This window comes from Massilia antarctica, assembly GCF_015689335.1.
Taxonomy (GTDB): Bacteria; Pseudomonadota; Gammaproteobacteria; order Burkholderiales; family Burkholderiaceae_D; genus Telluria_A; species Telluria_A antarctica.
Window position 1 is genome coordinate 4,613,592 of sequence record NZ_CP065053.1, and the last position, 26,959, is coordinate 4,640,550.

At 64.3% G+C, this 26,959-nt stretch carries 24 protein-coding genes; 10 read left to right on the forward strand and 14 right to left on the reverse strand.

Translation table 11 applies throughout. From position 1 onward, the window contains the following. Positions 1 to 17 precede the first annotated feature (17 nt). The 10 genes from IV454_RS20515 to IV454_RS20560 all read right to left on the reverse strand — a co-directional run bounded on the left by IV454_RS20515 (position 18) and on the right by IV454_RS20560 (position 11,532). Positions 18 to 791 (reverse strand): polysaccharide deacetylase family protein, encoded by a 774-nt coding sequence (locus IV454_RS20515; protein ID WP_206087593.1) that lies wholly within the window; start codon positions 789 to 791, stop codon positions 18 to 20. Then, positions 788 to 1,492 (reverse strand): hypothetical protein, encoded by a 705-nt coding sequence (locus tag IV454_RS20520; RefSeq protein ID WP_206087594.1) that lies wholly within the window; start codon positions 1,490 to 1,492, stop codon positions 788 to 790. The genes IV454_RS20515 and IV454_RS20520 overlap by 4 nt, the downstream gene beginning before the upstream one ends. Before the next feature lie 225 nt (positions 1,493 to 1,717). Then, a complete protein-coding gene (locus IV454_RS20525) occupies positions 1,718 to 2,866 on the reverse strand; it encodes a glycosyltransferase (RefSeq protein ID WP_206087595.1) in 1,149 nt (382 codons plus the stop codon). Beyond that, the gene (locus IV454_RS20530; protein ID WP_206087596.1) at positions 2,772 to 4,037 is read right to left on the reverse strand and encodes an O-antigen ligase family protein; all 1,266 of its coding nucleotides are present in this window, start codon (positions 4,035 to 4,037) and stop codon (positions 2,772 to 2,774) included. Before IV454_RS20530 ends, IV454_RS20525 begins: the two co-directional genes overlap by 95 nt. Beyond that, entirely contained in the window at positions 4,034 to 5,284 is a 1,251-nt protein-coding gene (locus tag IV454_RS20535; RefSeq protein WP_206087597.1) for a lipopolysaccharide biosynthesis protein, read from the reverse strand. The genes IV454_RS20530 and IV454_RS20535 overlap by 4 nt, the downstream gene beginning before the upstream one ends. A 13-nt stretch (positions 5,285 to 5,297) precedes the next feature. Further along, the gene (locus IV454_RS20540) at positions 5,298 to 6,413 is read right to left on the reverse strand and encodes a DegT/DnrJ/EryC1/StrS family aminotransferase (RefSeq protein ID WP_206087598.1); all 1,116 of its coding nucleotides are present in this window, start codon (positions 6,411 to 6,413) and stop codon (positions 5,298 to 5,300) included. Between the two features lie 25 nt (positions 6,414 to 6,438). Next, the gene (locus IV454_RS20545; RefSeq protein WP_206087599.1) at positions 6,439 to 7,044 is read right to left on the reverse strand and encodes an acyltransferase; all 606 of its coding nucleotides are present in this window, start codon (positions 7,042 to 7,044) and stop codon (positions 6,439 to 6,441) included. A 2-nt stretch (positions 7,045 to 7,046) separates the two neighbouring features. Next, positions 7,047 to 8,108, reverse strand: coding sequence for a Gfo/Idh/MocA family protein (locus tag IV454_RS20550; RefSeq protein WP_206087600.1), 1,062 nt, complete (start codon positions 8,106 to 8,108; stop codon positions 7,047 to 7,049). Between the two features lie 24 nt (positions 8,109 to 8,132). Continuing rightward, positions 8,133 to 9,461, reverse strand: a complete 1,329-nt coding sequence (locus tag IV454_RS20555) for a nucleotide sugar dehydrogenase (RefSeq protein WP_206087601.1) — start codon at positions 9,459 to 9,461, stop codon at positions 8,133 to 8,135. Between the two features lie 88 nt (positions 9,462 to 9,549). Then, on the reverse strand, positions 9,550 to 11,532 hold the full coding sequence (locus tag IV454_RS20560; protein WP_229521742.1) for a polysaccharide biosynthesis protein: 1,983 nt from the start codon (positions 11,530 to 11,532) through the stop codon (positions 9,550 to 9,552). 475 nt (positions 11,533 to 12,007) lie between these two features. Here IV454_RS20560 and dnaK point away from each other — a divergent pair, with 475 nt between their 5' ends. Together dnaK and IV454_RS20570 are read left to right on the forward strand one after the other, a co-directional pair. Continuing rightward, positions 12,008 to 13,954, forward strand: a complete 1,947-nt coding sequence (dnaK, locus tag IV454_RS20565; protein ID WP_206087602.1) for a molecular chaperone DnaK — start codon at positions 12,008 to 12,010, stop codon at positions 13,952 to 13,954. A 112-nt stretch (positions 13,955 to 14,066) separates the two neighbouring features. Further along, positions 14,067 to 14,717 (forward strand): glycoside hydrolase family 19 protein, encoded by a 651-nt coding sequence (locus tag IV454_RS20570; RefSeq protein ID WP_206087603.1) that lies wholly within the window; start codon positions 14,067 to 14,069, stop codon positions 14,715 to 14,717. Between the two features lie 82 nt (positions 14,718 to 14,799). Here the strand turns inward: IV454_RS20570 and IV454_RS20575 are convergent, their stop codons facing one another. Then, the gene (locus IV454_RS20575) at positions 14,800 to 15,840 is read right to left on the reverse strand and encodes an N-acetylmuramoyl-L-alanine amidase-like domain-containing protein (protein WP_229521743.1); all 1,041 of its coding nucleotides are present in this window, start codon (positions 15,838 to 15,840) and stop codon (positions 14,800 to 14,802) included. Between the two features lie 613 nt (positions 15,841 to 16,453). Between IV454_RS20575 and IV454_RS20580 the strand changes: the two genes are divergently transcribed. The 3 genes from IV454_RS20580 to IV454_RS20590 all read left to right on the forward strand — a co-directional run bounded on the left by IV454_RS20580 (position 16,454) and on the right by IV454_RS20590 (position 17,848). After that, on the forward strand, positions 16,454 to 16,612 hold the full coding sequence (locus IV454_RS20580; protein WP_206087605.1) for a hypothetical protein: 159 nt from the start codon (positions 16,454 to 16,456) through the stop codon (positions 16,610 to 16,612). 95 nt (positions 16,613 to 16,707) lie between these two features. Next, a complete protein-coding gene (locus IV454_RS20585) occupies positions 16,708 to 16,884 on the forward strand; it encodes a hypothetical protein (RefSeq protein WP_167086695.1) in 177 nt (58 codons plus the stop codon). 133 nt (positions 16,885 to 17,017) lie between these two features. Then, on the forward strand, positions 17,018 to 17,848 hold the full coding sequence (locus tag IV454_RS20590) for a hypothetical protein (RefSeq protein ID WP_206087606.1): 831 nt from the start codon (positions 17,018 to 17,020) through the stop codon (positions 17,846 to 17,848). A 30-nt stretch (positions 17,849 to 17,878) separates the two neighbouring features. On the opposite strand, the gene IV454_RS20595 is transcribed toward IV454_RS20590, so the two are convergent. After that, on the reverse strand, positions 17,879 to 18,772 hold the full coding sequence (locus IV454_RS20595) for a LysR family transcriptional regulator ArgP (RefSeq protein ID WP_206087607.1): 894 nt from the start codon (positions 18,770 to 18,772) through the stop codon (positions 17,879 to 17,881). Positions 18,773 to 18,885: 113 nt separating this feature from the next. Between IV454_RS20595 and IV454_RS20600 the strand changes: the two genes are divergently transcribed. From IV454_RS20600 to IV454_RS20620, 5 genes are all read left to right on the forward strand, one after another. Beyond that, entirely contained in the window at positions 18,886 to 19,500 is a 615-nt protein-coding gene (locus IV454_RS20600) for a LysE/ArgO family amino acid transporter (RefSeq protein WP_206087608.1), read from the forward strand. A 119-nt stretch (positions 19,501 to 19,619) separates the two neighbouring features. After that, positions 19,620 to 19,994, forward strand: a complete 375-nt coding sequence (locus IV454_RS20605) for a LiaF transmembrane domain-containing protein (protein WP_054267556.1) — start codon at positions 19,620 to 19,622, stop codon at positions 19,992 to 19,994. After that, entirely contained in the window at positions 19,984 to 20,778 is a 795-nt protein-coding gene (locus IV454_RS20610) for a LiaI-LiaF-like domain-containing protein (RefSeq protein ID WP_206087609.1), read from the forward strand. Before IV454_RS20605 ends, IV454_RS20610 begins: the two co-directional genes overlap by 11 nt. After that, the gene (locus tag IV454_RS20615) at positions 20,778 to 21,860 is read left to right on the forward strand and encodes a sensor histidine kinase (RefSeq protein ID WP_206092759.1); all 1,083 of its coding nucleotides are present in this window, start codon (positions 20,778 to 20,780) and stop codon (positions 21,858 to 21,860) included. Before IV454_RS20610 ends, IV454_RS20615 begins: the two co-directional genes overlap by 1 nt. Continuing rightward, the gene (locus IV454_RS20620; protein WP_206087610.1) at positions 21,848 to 22,570 is read left to right on the forward strand and encodes a LytR/AlgR family response regulator transcription factor; all 723 of its coding nucleotides are present in this window, start codon (positions 21,848 to 21,850) and stop codon (positions 22,568 to 22,570) included. The genes IV454_RS20615 and IV454_RS20620 overlap by 13 nt, the downstream gene beginning before the upstream one ends. 442 nt (positions 22,571 to 23,012) lie before the next feature. Here IV454_RS20620 and IV454_RS20625 read toward each other — a convergent pair whose 3' ends face one another. Next, complete coding sequence (locus tag IV454_RS20625) at positions 23,013 to 25,268, reverse strand: ATP-dependent DNA helicase (protein ID WP_206087611.1); 2,256 nt, start codon at positions 25,266 to 25,268, stop codon at positions 23,013 to 23,015. 7 nt (positions 25,269 to 25,275) lie between these two features. Further along, the gene (locus IV454_RS20630) at positions 25,276 to 26,928 is read right to left on the reverse strand and encodes a VRR-NUC domain-containing protein (RefSeq protein ID WP_206087612.1); all 1,653 of its coding nucleotides are present in this window, start codon (positions 26,926 to 26,928) and stop codon (positions 25,276 to 25,278) included. Between the last annotated feature and the right edge of the window lie 31 nt (positions 26,929 to 26,959).

Here is a 26,959-nt window from a genome sequence, read left to right on the forward strand (position 1 = left end):
CTGCGGGCGGCGCGCGCTTACCATGTCAGCCCCTCGGCCAGGCGGCGCAGGTTGCAACGCGTGGTGTCGCGCCAGTTGGTTTCCCACTGAACCGGATGGGTCAGCAGGCAGATGCTGCGGTAGCGCCCCAGCGCGGCATGCGGGGTCATCGGGTGGTACAACTGCGGCGGCGGGCGGTCGCTGATGTACATGTCGAACTGGTCGAGCAAGGCCTTGTCGTAGGTTTCGCAGACGATGCCGCAGCGCGCGCGCAGGGCGTCGTCGGCCAGGAGTTCGTTGTTGATGAGCTTGAGCCTGCGGTTGGCGAAGTCGCCGTGGCTGGCCACCGTGCGCAACTTGATGCCGAGCCCGTCTTCGATGCGGCGCAGGTTGACGGCGAATTGTTCGCCGATGGCGGGCAGGTGGCGCCGCACCTCGCCGGCGTCCTTGATGTGGTGTTGTTTGGCGAAGGTGGCGATTTCCTCGAAGTGGTAGCTCGCTTCGCTGCCGTAGTCTTCGATGGCGCGCATCAGGCCGAAGTCGAGCGTCGAGAGCCGGAAGTAAAAGCTCGACCGTACCCCTTGCCTCACTTCGCGCGCGAACAGCTTGGCGGCCGTGCGCAGGTCGCTGTCGATGTCGTGCCGGTGCACGATGGTGGGCGCGCGTCCCGGCCCCAGCGGCGGGCGCAGGAAGTCGCGCACCGACATTTGCACATAGCCGCACGCGCTCGCGTCGCGCAGCAGGGCCTCGTATTCGGCCAGGCGCGAGGGCATCAGGTAATCGCTGTACAGGCGTCGGAAAAATTGTTTCATCGGAGGTGGTAGATCGCGCGATAGGGAGTGAAGCCGAGCATGGTCTTGAACTGGCGCAGCCCGGGCAAGGCGCCGAAATAGGTGTCGTACATCAGGTAGCGCGCCAGGCCCTGGTCGATCAGGCCGGCTGTGATGTCGCCCACCAGCAAATGCATGATGCCGTCGTTGTTGCGGTATCCCATGAGCTGTTCGAAGGCATGGAAGTTGCCGTAGCGCCCGACGTTGGCATAGGCCACCAGCTTGCCGTCGAGGTCGAGCACGCCGTAATAGGTGAAGTTGCTCAGCCTGTCGTAGCGGCGCTGTTTTTCCAGATAGTGCTGGTCCATGGCCCGCCCCTGGCGCGCGCCGACCGAGGTGTTGATGGCGTGGATGGCGTCCACATGGTCGTTGCGGTCGATTTCGGCCAAGGTGTAGCCGCGCGCGCGTGCCCGCCTGATGTGGTGGGCCCCCAAGTTCCTGCCCTTGATGCTGTCGATATAGTCGCTGCGTCCCTGGAAGTGCTGCAGGTCGATCAGCGCGGCGCCCCAGCTTTTGTGCTGGATGATTTTGAAACGTGGATGAGCCTTGGTGTAATACCGGTAAGTCGCGCGCACATTCACCGGTGCGATGGCCAGGTCGAAATACAAATGCGCGACAGGAAGCCGCAGCAGTTGACTGACGGTGGCGACGTGGTCCGAAACGGTGGCGAGTAAGTTGTTCATTGGCGTTCATCGCGGCATAAAACCGCCTTTTTTTGTTGGTTAAAATGAATATGCGCGGTATTGGTTCTCGCGCCCGCAGGCCGGAAATGGTTCGGGCTTTTCTTACTGTAGCCAGATAAAGCGGGGGCTATTTGAAGTTGCGTAAATCGGTGCCGCGGCGGCGCGCTTCCTTGTGATCGATCAGGGGGGCGGGGTATATAAATTTCGGTGATGCACGCCTGTCGATCAAGATGCGCCGTGGCGGCCGGCGAGCTGGCGGTGGCCGGCAGGCGCCTGCACATCCCGATACAGCTTGATCAATTTTTCGGATTCGGCGGGCCAGTTGTATTTTTCGAGAATCGCGCGCCGGCCATTGCGCCCCATGCGCTGGGCAATCTGCGGATGCTGCACGAAATAATCGATGGCGGCGGCAATGGCGGCCGGATCGCGCGGATCGACGCACACGCCGCATTGCTGGCTTTGAATAATCGCGCGCCACAATGGAATATCCGACGCGATCACGGGAATGCCGGCCGCCATATATTCGAACATCTTGACCGGCAGGGCATCGAGGTAATTCGGTTCCGGATGCAGGGTTACCAGGCCGGCCAGGGCGCGCGCCATCACCGCCCGCACGCCCTCGCGGTCCAGATGGCCGGGACGGTTCAGGCGCTGCCAGCCGGGCAGCGCGCTCAGGGCATTTTCCAGCGCGACCTCGGAAAAGCGTCCGGCCAGGGTGATGCGGGCGGGCGACTGCAACAGCCGCGCGGCCTCGACCAGTTCGCCGATGCCGCGCATGGCCGACACGCTGCCGACGTAGCATACTTCCTGCCGTTTCTCGCCCCAGGGGGCATCGGCATCGAATTCGCCGGGCAGCGGGTAATTGTTGATATCCACCGTGTTCGGGTTGATCCGCAAGAACTTGTCCCGGATAAACGGTGTAGCGGCCACAATCGCATCGAAACGGCGGCAGGCATGGCGTAGGGCGATGGCGCAGGCGGCCGCGAGCAGGCGGCGCAGCTGTGGCGTGAGGTAGGGCTTGCCCAGCAATTGCACGGGCAAGTCTTCGTGGGCGTCGAAAATGACGATCTTGCCGAGCCGCTTGAGGAGTAGTCCTGCGGGAATCAATTCCGGATCGTGCAGGTGGTAAATGTCGGCATCGATCTGCCGCGCGCGCTGCAAGACACGGCGCGTGCTGCCCAGCATGCGTCCCAGGCGTCCCGGGCAATGCCCGACGTCGCTGATGTGGACACCGCTGTCGCGCTCGTCCCCGAGGCCGTCCGCGACGACCAGGGTAACCCTATATCCTTGCCGCGCCAGGTCGCGGCACTGCTTGACGAAGATCCGGGTGTCGCGGCGCGGATGGGCCGATGTCAGATGGGCGATTGAAAGCATGTGTCATTCCATACCGGTAGGATGAATACGCCGCCATGGTGGCGCCGATGAGCATGTCGGTAAAATAGTGCGAGGTAATCAGGAGCAGCACCGTGATGCAGCACAGCGAGAAAGCCAGGATGAATGCGCTGGAGCACCGGCGCGCGAAATAGCCTTTGAAAAACAGGGGAATCGCGGGCACGATCACAATGCCCAGCACAAACACAAATCCGACGATTCCCGTATCGACCCAGGCCGACAGCACATTATGCGAATACAGGCCGGGAGAATAACTGGCGTAATCACCGAAAATGGGAAACTGGGCGATCGAATGCAGCGCATACTCGCTCAGATGATGACGCTTGTTGGCCGAGGTCGATTGTGAAAGATCAAGCAGCTCCAATACCCGGTTGCTGGGCAGCATGGATAACAGTTGATCGAGGTTGGAGAAAATCACCAGGAACAGGAAGATGAAGATGGCGGTCATTAACATCTTATGCCTGGTGTGATACAGCTCGATAATGGGAATCATGAATAGCATGGCGGCAAATTCGCTGCGCGCGGTATTGACAAACAGGGTGGGCGCGGCCATGCAATACAGCACGATGCGCAGCGGTACCGACCGGGTATAGGCGATCACCGCCGCGAACGTGAATAAATACGAGCGCGAAAATCCCTGGTAGGACGCCAGGCTTTCGGGATTTCTGGCCGTGCCGAGCGGTGCCAGGTAGAACGAACCGTCGACCGCGTAGGCGAACACGATGGCCGACATGAGCAGCAGGCTGCCCAGCGCCATCTGGCGAAAGCGCCGCTCGCCCGGGTCGCACAGGCGAAACGCAAGGAACACGTTCAATATGAAGATGATGCCCAGCACGTGATTGTTGACGATCACGATATTCGCGCCGGCCGCCGCGTTCACGCCGACGATCAGCGCGAAATATGCCAGGTACAGGAAAAATGCGATATCGCTCTTGCCCAGGTAATCCTGGTCGTGCCGGACCCTGCTCGCGTAAATGAAAAACAGCATCGGCAAGAGCAGTAGCGATACCGGCGCGAAATAGCCGCCCAGCACGGCCGGAATTTTTCCCAGCCCGAGCGCGGTGTGATAAAAAAAGAAGCCGGGAAACAGCGCAAAGAAGGCCAGCATCCCGGCCAGACGTTCGCGTACCTGCATGCGTGCGAAGCGGTTCATGCGGCCGCCATGCGGTTTTGCGCGCACCGATACGACATGTGCAAGTAGACAAGATAGAGCAGGGAGTAGCCGGCCGTATACCACAGCACGCTCTGGCGCAAGGTGGCCGGTGTGGCGAAGACCGCCACGGTCATCGCGAATAGCGCCACCTGCCACACCAGGTCGATCTTCTGCTTGCCGGCGACAAAGAATACATAGCTGAGCGGGCTGGCGATGAAGTTGAGGAAATACAGCGGCGCCAGCAGTTGCGCCAGCTCGCCGGCGGCGCGCCAGTTCTCGCCGAACACCAGGGCGAACAGTTGCGGCGAAAACAGCAGCAGCACCAGGGATGGGCCGATTCCCAGCAGTACCAGTGCCTTGAAGGTGTAGCGGTAGGCATCGCGGCAATTGCCCTGGGTCTGGAAGTCGAGCACCGACTGGCGCTTGAATACTTCCAGTACGGACGAGGCCAGCAGCGCGATCGGCGCCCCCAGCACGCGCTGGGTGAGGGCGAACAGGCCGGCCGCCAGGGCGCCGTGGCGCGCGCCGATCATCAGCAGCGGCAATTGCCCGACGATGACGTTGAGCAGGTTCGACGGCAGCGAGAAGCGCCAGAACTTGTCGTGGCGGCGCAGGTAGCGGCGCTGGCCGTCGTCCAGGCGCCAGCCGGGCCATGCCTGCGGCGGCGCCAGCAGCAGCATGGCGGCCAGCAAGCCTGCCGCCAGCCCGATCAGCTGGCCGGCGACCAGGGCCATCCCGCCCACGCCCAGCGCCAGCAAACCCACTTGCGCCAGCGCGATCGCAGCGGCGCTGCAGACTCGCGCGCGCGCCGCCTTGCCGAAGGCATTGCGCGAGGTCGCGTAGGCCAGGGTGGTTTGCATGTAGGCCGTCATCCAGGTGGCCAGGCCGAGCGTCAGCAGCGCCGGCCACGACAGGTGTTCCGCGATGGGCAGCCCGAGCAGGCGCGCCAGCACCGCGCATCCGGTCATCAGGATGGCGGTGACGCTGGCGCTGTAGGCCACCACCGAAAAACAGGTGCGCTGGGCGGCGCTGTCGTGGTCGAGGATCATGGCCGCTTCCAGCCGCAAGGTGGCGCCGATGGCCGCCACCGCCACCATGCCCAGCCAGACGCTGAACGCGCCCACGTCGGCCGGCGTGCACAGGCGCGTGATGAGCGGCGCGGCCAGCAGCGGCAAGGCTTGCGCGCCCAGAGCACCGCCGAGCACGGTGATCACGTTGCGCCAGTAGGCCGGCAGCCGCGCTGTCATGGCCGTGTCCACGTCAATCCCGGCGGCATGCGGGTGCATTGGCGCCCGCCGCGCGCAGCAGGGTGGCGCAGACCCGGCCGATGCTGGTGTCGTCCAGATACGGTCCCATCGGCAGGCTGAGCACCCTGGCGGCCATGGCTTGCGCGACCGGCGCGCTGTCCGGCTCGCTCCAGCGCGCATAGGCCGGCTGCAGATGCATGGGCACGGGATAATGCACGGCGCTCGGAATGCCGGCCTCGTGCAGTGCGGCGCGCACCCGGTCGCGCTCGTCCACCACCACCGTGTATTGCGCAAACACGCTGCTGCGGTCGCGCGGGCGCGCCACCAGGCCGACCTTTCCCGACAGCAGGGCATCGTAGCTGGCGGCGGCGCGCGCGCGCTGCTTCAGTTCCCAGTCGAATTGATCGAGCTTGGCCAGCACGATCGCGCATTGCAAGGTATCCATGCGGCCGCCCACGCCGATGCGCGTGTGCACGTAGCGCTGCGATTGGCCGTGGATGCGGATTTCGCGCATGGCCGTGGCCAGTTGCGCATCGCTGGTGAAGATGGCGCCGCCGTCGCCATAGCAGCCGAGCGGCTTGCTGGGGAAAAAGCTGGTGCAGCCGATGGCCGACAGGTTGCAGCTGCGCTTGCCGCCATAGGTGGCGCCGAAGCTCTGGGCCGCGTCTTCGATCACGCACAAGCCGTGGCGGCGCGCAATCGCGTTGATCGCTTCCATGTCGGCCGGCTGGCCGTACAGCGACACCGGCATGATGGCGCGCGTGCGGCCCGAGATGTTTTCCTCGATCAGCGTAGGATCGATATTGCAGGTAGCCGGGTCGATGTCCACGAACACCGGCGTGGCTCCCAGCAGCACGATGGCCTCGGCCGTGGCGATGAAGGAAAACGGGGTGGTGATGACTTCGTCGCCGGGTTCGATGCCGAGCGCCATGAGCGAAATGAGCAGAGCCTCGGTGCCGGACGACACCGTGATGCAATGCCGGGCGCCCGTGAATGCGGCCAGGCGCGCTTCGAGTTCCTCCACTTCCGGTCCCATGATGTACTGGCCGTGATCGAGCACGGCCTGGATGCGGGCATTGATGTTCTCGCGTCCAGCCTGGTATTGCGCCTTGAGGTCGATAAATTCCATGATGGTCGGTCCGTTCGCTGGCAGCTCATTCGTTCAATAAAGAGGCGCGCTCGCCGGCCAGGGTGCAGACCCCGCCGCGCACCTGGTAGCGCTCGCCCGTATGGGGACAGGTGGCCACGCCATCGCGGCCCATGGGCAGCGCCAGGCGTTCGCCGTAGCGGCCGATCCAGCCGGTCTGGCGCGCCGGCACCCCGGCCATCAGCGCGAAGTCGGGCACGTCGCGCGTGACCACGGCCCCGGCCCCGATAAAGGCGTAGCGGCCGATGCTGACCCCGCAAACGATGGTGGCGTTGGCGCCGATGCTGGCTCCGCGCCGCACCAGGGTGCGCCGGTAGGCATCCTTGCGCACGATGGCTGCGCGCGGGTTCCAGACGTTGGTAAACACCATGCTGGGGCCACAGAACACCTCGTCCTCGATGGTCACGGCGTCGTACACCGAGACATTGTTCTGGATCTTGACCCGGTCGCCGATCAGCACATCGTTACCGACGAACACGTTCTGCCCCAGGGAGCAGCCGGCGCCGATGCGCGCGCCGCCGCACACGTGGGTGAAATGCCAGATGCGGGTGCCCGCGCCCAGGGTGGCGCCGGGGTCGACGATGGCGCTCGGGTCGATGATGGCTTGGTCCATGTTCAATACTCCAGCGGCAAGGCCACGCGCTTGCCGTCGCGCGCCGATTTGTAGGCGGCAATGAGCACTTCGAGCGACTTGAGTCCCTCGCGCCCGTCGGTCTCGGGCTCGGCTTCGCCGCGCAGCACCTTGATCACATTGTCGTAATACAGGGGATGGCCGAAGCCGTACACCGAGGTGGTCTGGTAGCTGGCCTCGCGCACCAGGGCGTCGTCCGGGTCGGGTTCGGCAAATTCCCAGCGCTGCACTTCATTGACCGCCACCCCGCCGATGCGCACCGTGCCGCGTTCGCCCAGGATGGTGATCGAACCTTCCAGGTTGCGCGGATAGGTCAGCATGGTCACGTTCATCGACCCGAGCGCGCCGTTGCGCCAGCGCAGGCTGATCACGCCGGTATCCTCGACCTCGATATCGCGCGCCAGGGTGGCCGTGTACGCTTGCAGGCTCTCGACCGGGCCGACGATCCAGTCGATCAGGTCGACGTAATGGCTGGCCTGGTTCATGAAGGCGCCGCCATCGTATTCCCAGGTGCCGCGCCATGTGGCGCTGTTGTAATAATCGTCCGGGCGGGTCCAGAACACGTTCAGGTTGACCATGTAGATGCGCCCGAAGCGCTTCTTGTCGACCGCGCTCTTGAGCAACTGCAGGGTGGCATTGCGCCGGTTCTGCTTGACCACGAACATGCGCACCCCGGCCGCATCGCAGGCGGCCACCATGCGCTTGCCGTCTTCCCAGCGGGTGGCCATGGGTTTCTCGGTAATCACATGGCGCCCGCTAGCGGCGATCTGGACCGCCTGTTCCGGATGCAGGCCGGACGGGGTGCAGATGATGAAGGCGTCGGCATTGCACTTGGCCAGCATCTGGCCCAGGCTGGCGTAAGGCCGGGCGCCGGTGCGGGCGGCCGCGGCCGTGAGCGGCGCCGGGTCGATGTCGCACACCCCGACCAGCTCGCAACGGTCCTCGTGCTGGGCGATGGCATTGAAATGGTTGTTGGCAATACGGCCGCAACCGACCAGCGCGAAGCGGATGCGGCGGTCGAGAACAGGGGGCGGAAAATAGCGCATGATGACTCTCCAAAACGGTACGGTTCAAGCCTTGACGACATTCGGCAGCCGCGCCAGGTAGACCCCGCGTGTGTCGATAATCAGGGCGGCGTGCTGCTGGATCAGGTCGTAGTCGAAGGCGCTGTGGCTGGTAGCCAGCAGCAGCACGTCGTAGGACCCGATGGTGGCCGCGGTCAATGGCACGCTGGCGAGGTCGAAATGGTGTTCGCGCATGGGCGGAAACAGCGGCACGTGCGGATCGGAATAGTCGACCACGGCGCCCTTGGCGCGCAGGATTTCCATCAGTTCGACCGAGGGCGATTCGCGCATGTCCTCGACATTCTTTTTGTAGGCGATGCCGAGCACCAGCACGCGGCTGCCGCGGATCGAGCGCGAACGCTCGTTGAGTGCGTCGGCCAGCTTGCCGATGACCCAGTGCGGCATGTCGCTGTTAATCTCGCCCGCCAGTTCGATGAAACGGGTGTGCAAACCGTACTGGCGCGCCTTCCAGGTCAGGTAAAACGGGTCGATCGGAATGCAATGCCCGCCCAGGCCGGGACCGGGATAAAAGGGCGTGAAGCCGAAGGGCTTGGTGGCGGCGGCGCGGATCACCTCGTGGATATCGATCTCCATCTTGTCGGCGATGATTTTCATTTCATTGACCAGGCCGATGTTGACGGCGCGGTGGATGTTTTCGAGCAGCTTGGTCAGTTCGGCGGCGCGGGTGGAACTGACCGGCACCACCTGGTCGATGGCCGGGCTGTACAGCGCGATGCCGGCGCGCAGGCAGGCTGGCGTGTCGCCGCCGCACACCTTGGGAATGGTGCGCGTTTCGTAATCGGGATTGCCGGGGTCTTCGCGCTCGGGCGAAAACACCAGGAAAATGTCGCTGCCCACGGTCAGGCCGCGCGCGGCCAGGCGCGGGCGCAATTGCTCGTCGGTGGTGCCGGGGTAGGTGGTGCTTTCGAGCGAGACCACCTGGCCGGCGCGCAGGTAGGGCAGCAGGGCGTCGGCGGTGGCCAGCACGAACGACAGGTCCGGCTCGCGGTAGGCGTTGAGCGGGGTCGGCACGCAGATGATCAGGGCGTCCGCCTCGGCCGCGCGCGCGAAGTCGCTGGTGGCCTCGAAGCCGGCCGCCAGCGCCGCCCCGATGGCGGTGGTGGAAATATGCTCGATATAGCTGGCGCCGGCATTCAGGCGCGCCACCTTGGCCGGATCGATATCGATGCCGAGCACCCGGAAGCCGGCTTCGGCATAGCGCAGGCTGAGCGGCAAACCGACATAGCCGAGGCCGATAATGCCGATCACGGCTCGCCGTTGTTCGAATTTATCGATTAATTGCGATAAATGGTGATTGATGGGTTGGTCGCGCATGGAACAATCTCCGTACTTAATGCTGGGTGGCTCCGGCGCCCTTCCGGATTGAATGGGGCCGATGATTTAGTTATTGCCGGGTTAATCATTATCCGATGCGGTCCGGCGCGAAATTGCGAAATAGCGCGGGGCGCATTTTTTCAGGCGGCGCGAGCGGGGCTGGCGGATGATTTGCCTGCGGCGTATATTCCGCGACGATGGCCTTGACCATCGATTCGATCATGCCGCGCTCATTGGTATCGCAGGCCAGCATCAGGCAGGTAATATAGGTATCGAGCACGCCAGGACGCAGCGCATGTTCTTTCATGCGCATGATGCGCGGATGATCGCTGGGATATACCTTGCCCTCGGTAAGCAATTCCTCGTACAGCTTTTCACCCGGAAATAGCCCGACGAAGGTGAGGCCGATATCCCCGTCCGGGTTATGCACCGTTTTTTCGGTCAGGCCGGACATCATGATCATGCTGCGGGCCAGGTCGACGATGCGGATCGGCTCGCCCATGTCGAGCACGAACACGTCGCCGCCCTCGGCCATGGCGCCGGCCTGGATCACCAGTTGCGCCGCTTCGCCGATCAGCATGAAATAGCGCGACACGTCCGGGTGGGTGATGGTCAGCGGTCCGCCTTGGGCCAGCTGGTGCTGGAACAGGGGAATCACCGAGCCGGACGAGCCCAGCACATTGCCGAAGCGCACCATGCAAAAAGTCGTGTCGGCGCCGCAGGTGGTGGCGGCCGCCTGGAAAATCAGCTCGGCGATGCGCTTGCTGGCGCCCATGATGTTGGTCGGCCGAACCGCCTTGTCGCTGGAAATGAGCACGCAGGTGCGCACCTTGAACTTGGCCGCGGCCGCCGCGATGACTTGCGATCCGAGCACGTTGTTGCGCAATCCGGCCACGATATTGCTTTCCACCAGAGGCACGTGCTTATAGGCGGCGGCATGGTAAATCGTGTCGATTTTGCCTTCTTGCAAAATCCGTTCGACCAGGGGCGCACTGCATACTGAGCCCAGGTGCGCGACGATGCGCATCTCCGGATGGCGGCCGAGCAACTCCTGGCGGATCGTGTACAGGGCGAATTCGGAATGGTCGACCAGGTGCAGCTGGGCCGGCACCAGGGTGACGATCTGGCGGCACAATTCGCTCCCGATGGACCCGCCGGCGCCCGTGACGAGCACGTTCTTGCCGCGCACGCAGCGGTCGAACAGCTCGGTGCGCGGCGGCACGGGCTTGCGCCCCAGCAAATCCTCGAACTTGAGATCGCGCACCGCGTGCGGGGGCGCCTTGTCGTCGCCCAGGTCGAACAGGCGGCACAGGATCTTGGTGGCCACGCCGGCGGCGGCCAGGCGCTCCATGATGTCGCGCAGCCGCTGCGGCGATACCGAGGGCAGCGCGATGATCACGGAACGCACCCCCAGGCTGCGCACCGTCTCGGCCAGGTGCGCGGTGTGGAATACGCGCAGGCCGGCGATGGTGCGCTCGTGCAGGACACGCTTATCGTCGAAAAAACAGACCGGCCGGTACTGATTGCTGGTGCGCATGGCCAGTGCCAGTTGCGCGCCCGGTTCGGCGGCGCCGTAGATGGCCACCGCATGGTCGGCCGCCGGGGCGCCGCTCATGTGCTTGCGCAGGAAGTTGCGCACCGTCATGCGCGACGTGACGACGTAGGAAAACGCGATAAACCAGTAAATGACCAGCGCGCTGCGCGGAAATTTGTCATCGTTGATGCCCACCATGATCAGGTACACCGACAGGGTCGCCAGGGCCAGGGTGAATCCGGTCACCGCCAGCATGCGCTGGTCGATGAAGCGGATTACCGCGCGGTACAGGTCGGACAGCGAGAACGCCGCCACCGTCAGCAGCGCCACCAGCAGATAGGCGGCGGCAGGGTAGTGCATGGCCGCGCCGGCGTCGCCCACCCGCAGCAGCATCGCCATCAGAAAACAAAACGGCAGGGCCAGCAGATCGACCATGACCATCAGCGCGATTTTGGCGGTGCGGTGCATGGCGACCAGGTCGGTACAGATCTGGCTGAGCGGCCTTGTAAGTAGCGTCTGCATGGCGGGAATAGGCATTCGATTAACTTGGGTTGATGGGGGCAATAGCGCGAAGTGCGCATTTATTATTTTTGGAAATGTAATAACATCGGCGGCGATAAGCGCGTGGCCGCTTGGAGCACTTATCCAAGCGTAAGTTTATTATCCTGCCGGCTTGATCGTGTCGATTTGATAATCGTCAACGGCTGACTTAGCGCAAAAATTGCCAATTGAATTTGATTGAGATTCAGAATGAATTGCTATCGGAAATATTATCAAGAGCCCCGCAGAGGGAGAATTGGCGGATTATCCGAGCGAGTGTGGGAATAGGCGGCGAAAACAGCGTCCGATGGCGATCGGACCGGTCTGGTGTATCTGTCGTGAAAAGCGCAAGGTTTGATCTGGATCGTGTCCGCCAGTGTTAGCGGGATCGTTTTGAGGTGCGCGCGGTCTATTTGTTGACGCGCGGCGCACGGTGAGTGCGCGCGCGAGCATGTCATTCAAGGAGGAGGAAATGAGCAAGATCATCGGTATCGATCTCGGCACCACCAACTCCTGCGTCGCCGTGATCGAAGGCGGCCAGGCCCGGGTGATCGAGAACGCGGAGGGCGCGCGCACCACGCCCTCGGTGGTGGCCTATCAGGACCAGGGCGACATCCTGGTGGGCGCGCCGGCCAAGCGCCAGGCGGTAACCAATCCGCAAAACACCCTGTTCGCCGTCAAGCGCCTGATCGGGCGCAAGTTCGACGAGGCGGAAGTGCAGAAACACATCCACCTCATGCCTTTCAAGATCGTGCGCGCCGCCAATGGCAACGCCTGGGTCGAGGTGCGCGGCAAGCGCCTGGCGCCGCAGCAAGTGTCGGCCGAGGTCCTGCGCAAGATGAAAAAGATGGCCGAAGATTATCTTGGTGCGCCGGTGCGCAACGCGGTCATCACGGTGCCCGCCTACTTTAACGACGCCCAGCGCCAGGCCACCAAGGATGGCGGCCGCATCGCCGGCCTGGAAGTGCGGCGCATCATCAACGAGCCGACCGCCGCCGCGCTGGCCTTCGGCCTCGACAAGGCCGCGCGCGGCGACCGCAAGGTGGCCGTGTACGACCTGGGCGGCGGCACCTTCGACATCTCCATCATCGAGATCGCCGAGCTGGAGGGCGACAAACAGTTCGAAGTGCTCTCCACCAACGGCGACACTTTCCTCGGCGGCGAAGATGTCGACCAGCGCGTGATCGACCACATCATCGCCGAGTTCAAAAAGCACAGCGGCATCGACCTGGGGCGCGACTCGATCGCCTTGCAGCGCATCAAGAGCACGGCCGAGCGCGCCAAGATCGCGCTCTCCTCGACCCAGCAGACCGACATCAACGAGCCCTACATCGCCATGTCCAACGGTGCCCCGGCCCACCTGAACCTGCGCCTGTCGCGCGCGACCCTGGAAGCCCTGGTCGACGACCTGATCGGCCGCACCATCGCCCCCTGCGAGCTGGCCCTCAAGGATGCCAATCTCACCAGGGAACAGATCGGCGACGTCATTCTGGTGGGCGGCATGACGCGCATGCCCAAGGTGCAGGAAAAGGTGCGCGAATTTTTCGGGCGCGAGGCGCGCAAGGATATCAACCCCGACGAAGCGGTGGCGGTGGGCGCGGCCATCCAGGGCGCGGTGCTCGGAGGCGAGCGCTCCGACGTGCTGCTGATGGATGTCACCCCGCTCTCCCTGGGCATCGAAACCCTGGGCGGGGTGATGACCAACATGATCCCCCGAAACACCACCATTCCCACCAGGTTCAGCCAGGTGTTTTCGACCGCCGACGACAAGCAGCCGGCGGTAACGGTCAAGGTATATCAGGGCGAGCGCGAAGTCGTCGCGGGCAACAAATTGCTCGGCGAATTCAATCTGGTGGGCATTGCGCCGGCGCCGCGCGGCCTGCCGCAGATCGAGGTCAGCTTCGATATCGACGCCAACGGCATCCTGCACGTGAGCGCGGTCGGCAAGGCCACCGGCAAGGCCAACCAGGTCACCATCAAGGCCAATTCGGGATTGAGCGAAGCCGAGATCCAGAAGATGGTGCAGGACGCACTGGTCCATGCCGACGAAGACCGGCGCGCGCGCGAACTGGCCGACACCCGCAACCGCGCCGATGCGCTGGTGCATGCGACCCGCAAGCAACTCGATGAGTACGGTGCCAGCCTGGACGCTGCCGTGCGCGAGCGCATCCATGCGGCCATCGACAGCCTCGATGCCGCCTTGCGCAACGGCAGCAAGGACGAGATCGACACACGCATCGCGGCCTTGTCCGCCGCGGCCCAGGGCATCGGCGAAAAGCTGTACCAGCAGCAAGCCGAGGGAGCCGGGCAGGGGCAGCAGGCGCAGCAGGGCGGCGCGCGGGCAGCGTCCGGCCAGGCGGGTGCGGGGCGCGGCGACGATGTGGTCGATGCCGATTTCCGGGAGGTGGGCGGGGGCTGAGCGCGATGCGGCATGGCCGGGCAAGCTTAACACCGCATCATTTGATGCGCGCCCTGTCCGGCGGCGGCAGAGTAAATACGATGGGAGCTACCGCACAGCGAAGGAGTTCGCCATGGCCGAGCCCGTTGTCATCACGCCCGGCCAGATCGACCAGCTCGCCCCGCGCGCGCTCCACGTCTACCGCATCGCCTTCGACAACGAGCAACATTTCCTGGTTCAGTTTGGCATCGCCGCATCCGGGTTGCGGGTCAGCCATTTCATGGCGCAAGTCTTGCACGAAACGGCGGCCCTCACCCTTGTGGTGGAAAACCTGCGTTACAGCGCGCAGCGTTTGCCCAAGGTGTGGCCGCAGCGTTTCTTGCCGCGCGGGCCGCTCGATCCGGCCAGGTACGCCGGCGATGAAGTCGCGCTTGCCAACCTGGTGTACAGCGGCCGCTTGGGCAACGACCGTCCTGGCGACGGCTATCTGTACCGCGGTCGCGGATTGTTGCAGCTGACTGGAAAGGACAGCTACGCACAGGCGACCGAGACCTTGAAAACCGCCTATCCGTCGGCGCCCGATTTCGTTGCCGACCCGGTCGCGGTGCTGTCGGCCCGCTGGTGCCTGGGCGCGGCCGCCGCCATCTGGATCGCGAAAGGCTGCAACGAGGCGGCCGATGAGGATGATGTGGTGGAGGTGACGGCGCGCATCAATGGCGGCACGGTGGGACTGGCCGAGCGCCGCAGCTGGCTGGCGCGCACGCGGGACGTGTGGCGCGGCTAGCGCCAGCCAGCGAGAGCAGTGGCGTCGCCAGCTTTCGCCAGCGAGCAGCAGCGGCGCCGTGCCAGTTCGTCCCGCTGCCGGATCAGCGAATCGCCGACCCCGCTGGCCCGTTGATGGCCGCCGTCGCGCTGGCGCTGGCGCTGGCGCTTGCCGTGGCCTTTGGCAGCGCCGCAAGCGGCGGGCCCGGACGCGGCTGGGGAGCCGCCGGCGGCACCACGATATGGTCGTTCAAGCGCAAGAACTTGAAGCCCGCCAGCTTCATTCCATTCTTGCCGTTGCGCTCCTCGCGCGCCGCGGTCCGCGCGAAAAATGCCTCGAAGCTTTCTTCGCGCACCTGTGGTTCGGCCGAGTTCAGGAAGTTGCGCTGCCCGTTGGCATCGATCACGATGATGCCGACGTGCGAGGCCCAGAACTTGCCTCCACGTGTGGAAATGACGTTGACCAGGTCGCCGTCCTGCAATTGCGCGGCCACCTTCGCCACCTTGTCCTTGGCCACGTACGCTTCCTGACTGAGCTGCACCGGGATGCCGCTGGCGGTGTTGTGTCGCATCTTGAGAAACGCCGCGCGGTCGATCTTCATCTCATACGTCGGGGCGTCGGTTCCGGCCAGCAGCGCGCTGACGTCCGACACCAGCCAGGCGTTATTGATATTCCAGTCCACCTCGGTGTAATGATTGCGCGTCGCCACGCCGATCACGCCATCCTTGTAGCGGATACGCTGCAGCATCCAGAAAAATTCCTCCCACGACTGGCTCAGCGCCATCGCATACGTGTGCTCGGCGAACACGACGCAGTCGCTTGCCTGCAGGCTGAACATGGGCAGGTTGTCATGCAGCTCATACGGATACTCGCCCAATAAATTGAGCACGTACGGCTGGCCGATATTCTTGCGTCCGATCGCGGCGATACGCTTGCGCAAGTCCGGTTCGGTGCTATGCATATAAGCGATGTAGCGCCCGACTTCGGCCGGCGTCATCTGATAAATCTGCTTGCGCTGCAAGGTGGCGAGGTCGAACGGCAGTGCGGCAGGGGCCAGCGGCGTCGCGGCGACGGGCTCGGGCGCAGGCGGCGCAAGCGGTACCGGCGCAACTGGCGGCGGCGCGACGGCCACCGGCGCGACCACGGGCGGAGCCGGTGGCGCGCTTGCGCAAGCAGCCAGGACGGCACTAAACAAAACGAGGGGAGCAAGACGCATCGGGAATCAATAGTGAACCTTAAAGCGACACGCTAACCGCTGGCACGGTGTTTGACAATGGAAATGTGTTGCGCGCCCATAAGGAATTGCGGGCGTGCCGTTCAGGCATTGCACAGTTGGATAGATGATTTGACACAAGCGGCGCCCTGGTGCGCGACAGCGCGGGCTCGGGAGACCGTGCATCGATGCAGCGTGGCGATGGACGACGACGACCGATGGCGGCCCGCGAGGCGCCATGTGCTTCATCATGCGGCGCCGTTGCCGACCACGGCCCGCATCGGATAGCGCCCTCAGGTACGGGCGTGCTGCGATGCGTCGCCGCGCTCGTGAGGATGATGTTCGCGCAAGTGTGCGCCAACGAACGGTTGGATTGCAGCTCAGCCCTTAAGATGAAGCTGTGTGAGTGAGGGGCCGGTGGCGAAGTCCAAAGGTGATTCCTCCTCAGCAGGTTAGCCGGTCGCCTCGAGGATCGGCACCAATTTTTCAAGCCAGCGCAAGGCACCGCGCCGGCCTCGATGAACAAACGGAAGCGGAGGTCATCATGCCTGCCATTATTCAGCCACCCAAGCATCTGGTCCGCGAATATCTTCAGCGCCGCGCGCGTGATCCCAAGCCGCCGCCATCGCCGGAAGAAATCCGGCGCGAACTGGGATGGGGTTTGCGGCTGCCAAGCTTCAAGCTGGCCCCGAGCCGCGCTTGACCTCCTGCTGTCCTACAAAAACCTTGCACTTTGTCCTATTTTTTTTGAAGCACCGCTCTACCATAATCCTAAAAACATCAACACAGGAGTCTCCAATGACAAATCGAATCGGTAACAAAGACGAAGCCCAGCATCGCGGCAAAGCTGAGAAAAAAGACATCAAGCGCACCAACATCGCGCGCGAAGCCGTCAAGAAAGCCATTGCCGCTTCCAAGTACCGCAACCAGGTCCGCAACCAGCCAGCGCCGGAGGCGTTCCTGCCACCGGCCTGATGATCTCCTGATCGCAGCACAACAAACCCGCACCGGCAAGCTTGCGGGTTTTTTGTTGCCCCTTTTGCTTCAAGTACAATCCGGCGGCACGTCTGTGCGACTTTGATAATTTCAGCCTGACCGGAGCAAGTCGATGAGCAAGTCCCCCCAGCGCCCAGCGCTGTTGATGTTGTTAACGGCCGTATTGGCATTGTCGGCCTGCGGTGACAAGTCCAGGAAAGTTGCGCCGGAAAGTCAGGAGGCAAGCGAGCCTGCCGTCGAGGAAGTGGCCAGCAATGAACCGCAGTTGCCGGCAGCCGATTACTTCGCTCCGGTCCTGGCCTCGGCAGCGGGTAGCTACAGTGCGTGCCAGGCGATCGGCGCCGGGGCGGAGGGGGGATCGAAAGCGAGCGGGACGGTGGTGGTCGCCGCGAACGGCAAGGTCAGCGGTGCCGATGTCGCCGCCGATGTGACGCCGGACACGGACAGCATGATGATACGTCAGCGCGCGGGAAACGCTGCCCCGACCGTGTCGCTGGCGGTCCAGTCGGACAAATTCACGCTGTCGCTCATGGAGCACGATGACGGAACAAAACAAGCCCACTTCGGCTCGCCGCCCAACAACCTGGTCCAGTGCAAGATCACCACGCCGATCAAACTCGCCAGCCAGAGCTTGTACGCCACGTATGCCTATGTGATGGATGCCAAAACCAGGATCAAGTGCCTGAACGCCGATACCTTCAAGTTCGACGAGGTCGATTATCAGGTGGCGAAAGGGGTCTTGAAAATCGCTGACGAAGTGTACGACCTGAACACACTGAAGATGGAAACGGTCAGCTTTGGCAAGGACAAGCTGTTTTCTTATCTTGGACAGACAGCGGACGAGCGATCGATCATGGTCTTTCTGGATGCGCAGGGCAAGGTGAAAAACCTTCAGGTGCGTGGCAAGGGTAACAAAGCGTACGCGTGCGACGTCTCGCCTTGAACCAGCCCTTGAACCAGCCGATGCGGCTGGTCACGCAGGCTGCCGCAAGGCCGCCCGCGCCACCGCCATCATCCGCGCGCTGAGCCGCTCCAGCTTGGGCGACTGCACCCGCCAGGCGTGCCAGTACAGCATCACGTCGGTCGGCTTGTCGGGCGCCAGGTCGATCAGCACGCCCTTGTCGATGTCGTCGCGAAACTGCTGTTCCGGCACCATGCCATATCCCAGCCCCAGCCGCACCGCATGGGTGAACGCGTCGCTCGACGGAATGTAGTGGCAGGGGTAGCTTCCCGGGGGCAGCCCCAGCTCGCGCTGCAAAAACGCCGCCTGCAAGGCATCCTTGCGGTCGAACACCATCAGCGGCGCCCGCCGTGCCGCCTCGCGCTGCAAGCCATCGGGAAACCAGCGCGCGACGAAGGCCGGTGTCGCGAGCAGGCGGTAGCGCATCGCCCCCAGCCGCTCCACCGTGCAGCCGCGCATCGGCTGCGCTTCGCTCGACACGCCCGCCAGCGCCGCGCCCTGCGACAGCAAGGTATAGGTATGGTCCTGGTCGTCCAATGCGATGTCGAGCAGGATCTGTTCCTCGATCAGGAACGATGCCAGCCCCGGCAGCAGCCAAGTGGCCAGGGTGTCATTGTTGACCGCCAGGGCAATGGTCAGCGGATGCGCATCGCCGTCGGACGAGTCGGCCAGGAATTCCGCTTCCAGCAGCCGGCTGCGGCGCAGGTATTGCACCAGGCGCTGGCCGGCTTGTGTCGCCCGGCAAGGCTTGCTGCGTATCAGCAGCGGCATGCCCAGCTCGCTTTCCATCGCGCTGACCCGTTGCGAGACGGCCGATGGGGTCAGGTGGAGCAGGGCGGCCGCCTGCTCGAAGCTGCCGCTGTCGATGACGGCGAGCAGGGCTTCGCCTTTGCGGGTATCGAGCACCTTCGCTCCTGGATTAGAAAAATTTAATTATACGTAATTAAATTAAATTTGCTTCACCGCGGAATGCCCCTCCTGCAAACTTCCAGCTCATCCAGTTCTCGCCAGGAGTTTGCATGCCCTACGTATCCACCTTTTTCAACGGCCTCGCCTTGTGCGCCGGGCTGATCGTCGCCATCGGATCGCAGAACGCGCACGTGCTGCGTACCGGCCTCAAGCGCGAACACGTGGGCCTGACCGTGGCGGCCTGCATCCTCATCGATGCCGTGCTGATCGGACTTGGTGTGGCCGGGGTCGGCACCGTGGTGCAATCGTCGCCACTGCTGCTCGGTGCGGCGCGCTGGGGCGGCGCGGCCTTCCTGCTGTGGTACGGCCTGCGCAGCTGGCGCGCCGTGTTCGCCAGCGCCGCGCTGACGGTGGCACCCGCAGCCGCCCGCATCGGCGCGCGCCAGGCCCTGGCCAAGGTGGTGGCGCTGTCGCTGCTTAATCCGCATGTCTATCTCGATACGGTGGTCTTGCTCGGTGCCATCGGCGGAAATTTCGCCCCGCCGGAACGCCCCGCCTTTGCACTGGGCGCGATGAGCGCCTCGGCCCTGTGGTTCTGCGCGCTTGGCTATGGCGCAACGCGGCTGTCCGGCCTGTTTGCCCGTCCCGCCGCGTGGAAGTGGATCGATGGCCTGACCGGCAGCATGATGCTGGCGCTGTCGGCCTCGGTCGCCTTCGGCAGCTGACGCCGTTCGCCGCCGGCGCCGTCATTCGCCGGCCGCCATACGCCATTCGCCGAAATCCGCTGTGCAGGGCTGCCGCCCCGTTGTATCGTTGCGCCTGAACTGACTACACAGGAGCCAACGTGTCCAACAAATCCTCTTACGAATGGCGCAAGCAATTGATGTGGGGCTTGCTGCTGATCGGCTTCGGCACCATCGTCCTGCTCGACCAGATGGACCTGTTTTACGTCGATGGCCTCTGGCATTACGCGCCGCTGGTGCTGACCGTCATGGGCCTGAACAAAATGATCGGCTTTCCAACCGCCAAAGACTTCACCGCCGGCCTGTGGATGGTCTTCCTGAGCCTGTGGCTGCTTTCCGTGTTTGAAAATCTGTTCGGACTGACCTTCAGCAACGGTTGGCCGATCCCTGTTATCTTTTGCGGCGTGACCATGATCCTGGAACCGTTCATCGAACGCCGCCTCGCACCCGATCAGGAGCCGCACGATGAAAAATGATACCCGCCACTCCGGCATTCCCAACCAGGTCTGGCTCGGCCTGGCGGTGATCGCCTTCGGCTTGCTGTTCCTGCTCGATAACCTGAACATCATCGACCGCCACCGCGTGCTGCACTACTGGCCCGTGCTGGTCGTCATAGGCGGCTTGGTCAAGTATGCCGGGGCCGAAACGCAGCACGAGCGCATGGTGTTCGGCCTGATCACCGCCGCCGGCGTCATCCTCACGCTCAACCGGCTCGGCTACGGCTACTTTTTCAACGCCCGCACCCTGTGGCCGGTGTTGCTGATCCTGCTCGGCATCGGCGTCATTCACAAAGCCATGCGCAAGGGCGTCACGCCGCACCCCGTGCCGCTCAAGGACGATGTCGATGTCGATGTCGATGTCGATGCCGATGCCGATGCCTGGGCCAAGCCCGGTGCCGCTGCAGATGCCAGGGCCAAGGCCGGTGCCGATGCCAACGCCGTCGTCGACATCACGGCGATCCTGGGCGGCTTCGAGCGCCGCATCAGCACCCCGGCCTTCCGCGGCGGCGACATATGCGCCATCATGGGCGGCTGCGTGCTGGACTTGCGCGACTCGTCGATCGTCGGCGACGCCGAACTGAACGTGTTCGCGGTCATGGGCGGCATCACCATCAAATGTCCGCCCGACTGGAGCGTCGTGCTCAAAGGCGTGCCGATCCTCGGCGGCTTCGAGGAAAAAACCTCGCCCGCACCCGGCACCGGCAAGCGCCTCACGATCCGGGGCTACGCGATCATGGGCGGCGTGGAAGTGCGCAATTGATGCAAGGGCCGTTTTCCATGCGGCGCGGCGCGGGCCTGTACCTGCTCGCGTGGCTGCTGCTGGCGATCCTGTTCGCGGGCCTGATCATGGCCGCAACCGGCGCCGCATGGACCAACGGCTTGCTCCTTGCCGTACCGGTGACCCTGGTGTATGCCTGCGCCACCGGCTTTTCAAGCTACTACCTGTGCCGCGCCTATCCGCTGGGCGAACGCAGCGCTCTCTCCGTGCTGCTGGTCTTCGCCGTCGCGTCGGTATGGGCCGGCGTGCTGTGGACCACCTTGTGCGCCGCGTGGAACAGTGCCTGCGAATCGCTTGGCCTGCCCTGGGCCGGGGTGCCCATGACCGCCCCCTTGCAGGCAATGATTGTCGGCCTGGGCGTGATTCTGTATGCGATGTCGGCGGTGGCGCACTACCTGGCATTCGAATTCCAGCGCGCGCGCGCTGCCGAACGGCGCGAACTCGAAGCGGCGCTGACGGCGCAGAGCGCCGAACTGCGCATGCTGCGCACCCAGATCGACCCGCACTTCCTGTTCAACAGCCTCAATTCGATCAGCGCGCTCACCTCCATCGATGCGGCCCGCGCGCGCGACATGACGGTGCGCCTCGCCGATTTTTTCCGCCATAGCCTGGGGCTGGAAGCGAGCCGTAAAGTTACCCTGGAAGCGGAAGCGGCCTTGGCGATGCACTTCATCGCCATCGAAAAGGTGCGTTTCGGCGCGCGCCTGAACGTCGAGCAGGCGATCGATGCCGACGCGCTCGATTGCCTGCTGCCGCCGATGATCCTGCAGCCGCTGGTCGAAAACGCGGTCAAGCATGGCATCGCCAACCTGACCGGCGGCGGCACCATCCGCATCGCGGCGCAGCGCGCCGGCCCGGTACTGAACGTCGTCGTGGAAAACGACATCGACGATGAGCCGGCCGTCAGTGGCAAGGGGATTGGCCTGGCCAACGTACGCCAGCGCCTCGCCGTCGCCTACGGCCACGAGGCCGGCATCGTCTGGACGCGCGAGGCGCGCCTGTTCCGGGTCGCGCTGTCGCTGCCCGCCCACACGAGCGAAGCGGAACCATCATGCGCGTCATAATCGTCGACGATGAAGACCTCGCGCGCGCCCTGGTGCGCGAGTTCTTGGCCAGCGATCCCGATGTCGACATCGTGGCCGAATGCGCGAACGGCTTCGACGCCGTCAAGGCCATCACCGAACTGGCGCCGGACCTGGTCTTCCTCGACATCCAGATGCCCAAGCTGAACGGCTTCGAGGTGATGGAACTGGCCGGCAGCAAGGCGCGCACCATTTTTGTGACCGCGTTCGACCAGTACGCGCTCAAGGCCTTCGATATCCACGCCGTCGATTACCTGCTCAAACCCTTCAGCCAGCAGCGTTTCGACGCCGCGCTGGCGCATGCGCGCACCCATGCCGCAAAAGACGGGGTCGACGCCGTGCTGCGCGATGCAGCGCTGCGCGCCAAACCGCTGGAGCGGGTGCTGATCCGCGACGGCGCGCGCGTCCACGTCATCGCCGCCGGCCAGATCGACTACATCGAAGCGCAAGATGACTACGTGCGCATCAGCGCCGGCGGCAAGCACTACCTGAAAAACCAGAGCCTGTCGGAACTCGCAAGCCAGCTCGATCCGGCTCTCTTCGTGCGCATTCACCGCTCCTGGCTGCTCAACCTCGGCGCCATCGACCGCATCGAGCAGGGCCGCGACAGCCACACCGCGATCCTCATGGATGGCACCCGCCTGCCGGTCAGCCGCAGCGGCTTCCAGAAGCTCAGGGACTTGATCGGCTGACACCCGCCCCCGTCGTTCCCACCACCACCTCCGTCGTTCCCACCACCACAGCGTCGTTCCCACCACCACAGCGTCGTTCCCACCACCACAGCGTCGTTCCCGCGCAGGGCTAGGCGCCCCCATGGCAACCCAAGTATGTTGATCCGCTAGTGGCCTCTATACGAACTTGGGTTCCCGCCTCTCCAGGAACTAGTCTTTGCCGCTAATTTGAGCAGCTTTGCGACTCCAAACCTCGAAACCGTCGCTCCCGCGCAGGCGGAAACGCATGCGTTTCCCCCATAGCACCGTCGATATACGAATGTGCTATGGATTCCCGCCTGCGCGGGAATGACGGAGCTTAGGTTAGCGCCATTTGGAAGCGCCCTCGCACTTTGCACAGTTCCAAGAGATTTGAGGAGTTTCATAGAAACTGGGACCTGCGCGGGAACGACGTAGTGGGTTTTTAAGTCAACGCAATGCGGCTCTGGTCCACATGCCACCAGCGCGGCAACAGCTCGCGCACCTCCGGCTGGGCGAAGCGGTCGTCGATCAGGTACACCACGCCGCGGTCGCCCTCGGTACGGATCACCCGGCCCGCCGCCTGCACCACCTTCTGCATGCCCGGATACAGATACGTGTAGTCGTAGCCTGCACCGAAGGTCGCCTGCATGCGCTGGCGTATCTGTTCATTGACCGGATTCATTTGCGGCAGCCCGAGCGTGGCGATGAAAGCGCCGATCAGGCGCGCGCCCGGAAGGTCGATGCCTTCGCCGAAGGAGCCGCCCAAGACCGCAAATCCAACCCCGCGGCTCTCCAAGGTGAAGCGCCCCAGAAAAGCGTCGCGCTCCGTTTCGGCCATGCGGCGCGGCTGGCGGAACACGGGAATGTCGGGAAAATCGCGTTCCACGCGGTCGGCCACCTGGTCGAGATAATCGAAGCTGCTGAAAAACGCCAGGTAATTGCCTGGCACCTGGGCGTACTGGCGCGCGATCAGCGCCGCGATCGGCGCCACCGAGCTGGCGCGGTGCGTAAAGCGCGTGGAAATGTCGCGCACCACGTGCACGCTCAACTGATCGGCCGCGAAGGGCGAGTCGATGTCGACCCAAGCCGTATCCGGCGGCAGGCCAAGCGCATCGCTGTAGTAGTTCCACGGACTGAGGGTGGCCGAAAACAGCGCCGTCGCGTGGGCCAGCGCAAAGCGCGGCTTGAGGAACGGCGCCGGCACGATGTTGCGGATCGCGAGCGTGGATGCGTGTGCGCCGTCGCGCGTGCAGTCGACCATCGAGTGCTCGGCGAAGGTTTCGGCCAGCCGGGCGAAGTGCAGGGCGTTGAAGTAAAAGCGCTGCAGGTCCGGTTCCATCGGCCCCGGATTCTCCGCCAAAAAATCGGTGATCGCGCTCGCTGCGGTTTGCAGCGCATCGAGCAGTTTGGCGGGCGGCGCGTCGAGCACCTCGTAGCCCGCGCCATCCTTTGACGGCCAGCTGCGCCCCACCTTGTCGAGCGCTTTTTTCAGGTGCGCCGGCGCCACCGCGCGCGCCGCCCGCAGCGCGCCGCGTTCCAGGTCGGCCGAATACATCTTGCGCGCGCGCGACACCATGTTGTGCGCCTCGTCCACCAGCACGCTGACCCGCCACTGGTTGGCCAGGGCCAGCCCGTACAGCATCGCGCCCATGTCGAAGTAGTAGTTGTAGTCGCCCACCACCACATCGCTCCAGCGCACCATTTCGCTGCCCAGGTAGTACGGGCACACCTGGTGCGCCAGCGCGACCTCGCGCAAGCCCTCGCGGTCGAGCAGGGGAACGTCGATCGCCGCGCTGCGCGCTGCCGGCAACCGGTCGTAGAAGCCCTTGGCCAGCGGGCAGGAGTCGCCATGGCAAGTTTTGTCCGGATGCTCGCAGGCCTTGTCGCGCGCGACCAGTTCCAGCACGCGCAGCGGCATGCCAGGCGCGCTGCGCTTGATCGCCTGCGCCGCGTCGAGCGCCAGCTTGCGGCCCGGGGTCTTGGCCGCAAGGTAGAACACCTTGTCCAGGCGGTGCAGCGGCGCGGCCTTGAGGACCGGGAACAGGGTGCCGACGGTCTTGCCGATGCCGGTCGGCGCCTGCGCCAGCACGCAACGCGCGCCGCTGTTGGCGCGGAAGATGGTTTCGGCCAGGTCGCGCTGGCCCGGACGGAAGGCCGGATGCGGGAAGCGCAGCGCGCCCAGTGCAGCGTCGCGCGCGGCGCGGTGCGCCAGTTCCTGCGCGGCCCACACAACGAAGCGCTCGCACTGTTCGGTGAACATGGCGCGCAGCTCGGCCGCGCCGCGGGTTTCGCGCAGCACGGTTTCGGTCTGCTTGCCGATGTCGAAGTACACCAGTGCCAGCGACACCTCATCGAGCCCAAGCTGCGCGCACAGCAGGTGCCCGTACACGCGTACCTGGGCCCAGTGCAGGTGGCGGTGGTTGGCCGGCATGCGATCGAGGTCGCCCCGATAGGTCTTGATTTCCTCGATCAGGTTCTGGGCCGGATCGTAGCCGTCGGCCCGTCCGCGCACCAGCAGCGGGCCGTATTCGCCGGACAGGCTGACCTCTTTCTGGTAACCCGGGCCGCGCCGCTCGGTCACCACGGCGTGGCCGGCCATGCCTTCCTGGGCGGTGGGCGAGGGCGTGAAGCGCAGGTCCAGGTCGCCCTGCTTGGCAGAAAATTCGCACAGGGCACGCACCGCGACAACGTAGCTCACGCGCGCCTCACGAACACGGCTGCGCCCACTGCAGGTAGCACACCGAAATAGGCATCTGGTGCGCGGCGCAGTATTCGATCCAGCGCAACTGGTTGTCCTGCAGGCGGTCGCCCGGGCCTTTGACTTCGATCATGTTGTAGCGCCGCTCGACGGGCCAGAACTGGATCAGGTCGGGGAAGCCGTTGCGGTTGGCCTTGATGTCGAGCAGGATGCGCTCGCACCATTTTTTCAGGTGCGGGGCTGGGATGCAGGCCAGCGCCATGTCGAGCAGCTCGGCGCTGAGCGCTTCCCAGGCCACGAACGGGGAGGCGATGCCGCGCTTGCCGTCGTAGTGGGCGCGGATGGTGTCCTGGTAGCGGCCATCGTCGAGCTGGTCGAGGCAGGCGCGGAACTCGCGCTCGCGCCGGCGGTAAAAATCGGCGCTGTGCAGGTCGGCCGGGCCGCGGTGGAAGGGGTGGAAAAACGCCCCCGGAATGGCGCTGAAGATCGGGACCCAGCACAGTAGCCCGAACAGGGAATTGATCAGCGCGTTCTCGACATAGAACACGGGGGCGTCGGCGCGCGCCAGGTGGTCGCGCACGATGCCTTCGACCCACCAGCCCGGTTCAAGCGGCATCGGCAGGCTCAGGTCGAGGCGCGCAACAAAGGGATTGCGGCGCGACGGCAGCGGCTGGTGCCCGAGCTTGCGGCGCAGGCGCGGGGCGATGCGCAGCAGTTGCTGGCGCTCGGCATCGCTTTCGGGCGCGGCCTGGGCCCGTTCCAGCAGCGCGTACGCCTCCGCATGGCGCGCGTGTTTTTCCAGCACGCGGATGGCGCGCGCCCGCGCACCGGGGAAATTGCAGCAGGCGTACAGCTCGAACGCCTGGCCCCAATCCTGCTGTTTTTCCACCTGCTGGGCGATCTGGAACATCAACCGTTCACGCCGGCTGTCGATCCACTCATTGTCGAAAGCCTCACGCGGCAAGGCGGCCAGCACCTCGCGCAGGGCCTCGCCGGCCAGAAAGCGTTCCTTGCACTGGTGCAGAGCCAGATAATCGTCGACATCGCGCCGGGTGCGGAAACCGCGCGAGGACGCCGAAAACTCGACTTTTTCGTACTGGAACAGGCCGAGGTCGGACAGCACGAATTCGGTCCAGTCCTGGCGCAGGTTGCCGAAGAAGATCAGGCGCAGGCGGTCGCACAGGGCCTTGACGGTAATGCTGTAGACCGTATCGGGCGAGTCGCGGTACCAGGCGGAAAACGCGCGGGCGTCGCCGAAGGCGTCGCGCAGGGCGTCCAGCTGCTCGGCCTTGCGGGCGTTTTTTTCGTGCAGGGACAGGCTGAAAACCGTGCCGATTTCGGCCTTGAGCAGCAGCTCGAACAGTTCATCGAGGGTGATCACCGGGTCGCAATGGACCCAGCCGGTGGGCAGCAGGTGGCGCGCGGCCTCGACCGCGCAGCCGATTTCCGCGTAGTTCAGCTTGCTCGCACGAAACACCGTGCCCTTGCGCATGACCATGCGCACCAGCAGCGCGCGCGAGGCTTGCGGCAGCGAGGGGAAGGTGGCGATAAACGCTTGCTCCTCATCGGTGAGCAAGTCGCTGTAACGCCCGGCAATCCATTCCAGCACCTGGTGGAAGTTGTCCAGGTAGTAGAACTCATTCTCAAGAACTTTGCGCATCGTACTGCTGGCAATCGACCGACACCTGTAA

Coding starts and splice junctions, on each gene's coding strand:
- IV454_RS20600 (WP_206087608.1), top strand. CDS start 18,886: ATGCCCTACGTATCCACCTTTTTCAACGGCCTCGCCTTGTGCGCCGGG.
- IV454_RS20520 (WP_206087594.1), bottom strand. CDS start 1,492: ATGAACAACTTACTCGCCACCGTTTCGGACCACGTCGCCACCGTCAGT.
- IV454_RS20540 (WP_206087598.1), bottom strand. CDS start 6,413: ATGGAATTTATCGACCTCAAGGCGCAATACCAGGCTGGACGCGAGAAC.
- IV454_RS20610 (WP_206087609.1), top strand. CDS start 19,984: ATGAAAAATGATACCCGCCACTCCGGCATTCCCAACCAGGTCTGGCTC.
- IV454_RS20555 (WP_206087601.1), bottom strand. CDS start 9,461: ATGCGCGACCAACCCATCAATCACCATTTATCGCAATTAATCGATAAA.
- IV454_RS20585 (WP_167086695.1), top strand. CDS start 16,708: ATGACAAATCGAATCGGTAACAAAGACGAAGCCCAGCATCGCGGCAAA.
- IV454_RS20615 (WP_206092759.1), top strand. CDS start 20,778: ATGCAAGGGCCGTTTTCCATGCGGCGCGGCGCGGGCCTGTACCTGCTC.
- IV454_RS20515 (WP_206087593.1), bottom strand. CDS start 791: ATGAAACAATTTTTCCGACGCCTGTACAGCGATTACCTGATGCCCTCG.
- IV454_RS20560 (WP_229521742.1), bottom strand. CDS start 11,532: ATGCCTATTCCCGCCATGCAGACGCTACTTACAAGGCCGCTCAGCCAG.
- IV454_RS20545 (WP_206087599.1), bottom strand. CDS start 7,044: ATGGACCAAGCCATCATCGACCCGAGCGCCATCGTCGACCCCGGCGCC.
- IV454_RS20550 (WP_206087600.1), bottom strand. CDS start 8,108: ATGCGCTATTTTCCGCCCCCTGTTCTCGACCGCCGCATCCGCTTCGCG.
- IV454_RS20580 (WP_206087605.1), top strand. CDS start 16,454: ATGCCTGCCATTATTCAGCCACCCAAGCATCTGGTCCGCGAATATCTT.
- IV454_RS20525 (WP_206087595.1), bottom strand. CDS start 2,866: ATGCTTTCAATCGCCCATCTGACATCGGCCCATCCGCGCCGCGACACC.
- IV454_RS20530 (WP_206087596.1), bottom strand. CDS start 4,037: ATGAACCGCTTCGCACGCATGCAGGTACGCGAACGTCTGGCCGGGATG.
- IV454_RS20570 (WP_206087603.1), top strand. CDS start 14,067: ATGGCCGAGCCCGTTGTCATCACGCCCGGCCAGATCGACCAGCTCGCC.
- IV454_RS20590 (WP_206087606.1), top strand. CDS start 17,018: ATGAGCAAGTCCCCCCAGCGCCCAGCGCTGTTGATGTTGTTAACGGCC.
- IV454_RS20535 (WP_206087597.1), bottom strand. CDS start 5,284: ATGACAGCGCGGCTGCCGGCCTACTGGCGCAACGTGATCACCGTGCTC.
- IV454_RS20630 (WP_206087612.1), bottom strand. CDS start 26,928: ATGCGCAAAGTTCTTGAGAATGAGTTCTACTACCTGGACAACTTCCAC.
- dnaK (WP_206087602.1), top strand. CDS start 12,008: ATGAGCAAGATCATCGGTATCGATCTCGGCACCACCAACTCCTGCGTC.
- IV454_RS20620 (WP_206087610.1), top strand. CDS start 21,848: ATGCGCGTCATAATCGTCGACGATGAAGACCTCGCGCGCGCCCTGGTG.